Origin of the sequence: Bacillus sp. SG-1, assembly GCF_000181495.1 — a bacterium.
In the GTDB taxonomy this organism is placed as follows: Bacteria; Bacillota; Bacilli; order Bacillales; family Bacillaceae_B; genus Rossellomorea.
The window spans coordinates 1-1,224 of the sequence record NZ_ABCF01000180.1 but is presented as its reverse complement, the minus strand read 5'-3'; the positions used below and the strand labels follow the sequence as shown (position 1 = coordinate 1,224).

The 1,224-nt window shown below is 42.8% G+C and carries 1 protein-coding gene and 1 rRNA gene; both read left to right on the top strand.

Annotated elements, in window-relative coordinates:
- Positions 1 to 388 (top strand): PTS sugar transporter subunit IIA (locus tag BSG1_RS19595; RefSeq protein ID WP_006838987.1); only part of this gene is annotated, 388 nt, incomplete at its 5' end.
- A gap of 533 nt (positions 389 to 921) precedes the next feature.
- Positions 922 to 1,224: ribosomal RNA gene (locus tag BSG1_RS19590) — 16S ribosomal RNA — on the top strand; the annotation flags it as partial.

Sequence of the window (1,224 nt, the reverse complement as noted above, 5' to 3'; positions counted from 1 at the left end):
CTTCTCTCAAAAAATGATGGGAGACGGGTTTGCTATTCTTCCAACAGAAGGGCTAATCGTTTCTCCGGTAGATGGTAAAGTCGTAAATGTCTTCCCTACTAAACATGCCATCGGCCTCGAATCCAAAGGTGGAAAAGAAGTGCTTATCCACGTGGGTATCGATACAGTGAAACTTCAAGGGAAGGGGTTTGAGTCGTTAATAAATGAAGGAGATCAAGTAGAGGCAGGACAGCCGCTTCTGAAAGTGGATCTGGACTACATTAAAAACAATGCACCTTCTACTATTACTCCGATCATCTTTACAAACCTAAAAGAAGGTCAAACTGTAACGATTGAAAAAGAAGGCAAAGTAAACGCCAAAGATGAAAAAATCATTTCTATTGATTAATAAGAAGAAGACCGGATCCTGTTGAGGGATCCGGTCTTATTTATTTTGGGGACTATTTAAGTGGAAGGTAGGACAAATGGTAAGAACACCATAGGTGAGGGGCGGGGCTTGTCCGCCTATTTGAAAGACAAAAGAATAAGGGTGTGAAAAAATATCAAGAAGGGTGTTGACTCGAATAATATATCTTGTTATACTGTTAAAACCGTCGCAAATCACAGTTGCTTCAAGCTGTGATTTCAAACACTTCAAACACTATCAAAAAAGTTTTCGAAACTTGTTGACAGAGTTTGCGGGCGATGGTAAGATATAAAAGTTGCTTCAAACGGAGCAGTTAACAAAAAATATTTCGCAGAAGTTGACAATAGCGAAACAGCATGTTACGATAGACTTCTGAGCGATTGAACCTTGAAAACTGAACAAAACAAGACAAAACGTCAACGTTAATCTAGTAAGAACCTGGTTCTTACAAAGTTGTTAACACTTTAATTAGCAGGCTGAAACATAGTTTCAGCATCAATGAGCAAGTCAAACTTCTTTCGGAGAGTTTGATCCTGGCTCAGGACGAACGCTGGCGGCGTGCCTAATACATGCAAGTCGAGCGGACTGATGGGAGCTTGCTCCCTGATGTCAGCGGCGGACGGGTGAGTAACACGTGGGTAACCTACCTGTAAGATTGGGATAACTCCGGGAAACCGGGGCTAATACCGGATAGTTCTTTTCCTCGCATGAGGAAAAGTGGAAAGGTGGCTTTTAGCTACCACTTACAGATGGACCCGCGGCGCATTAGCTAGTTGGTGAGGTAACGGCTCACCAAGGCAACGATGCGTAGCCGACCT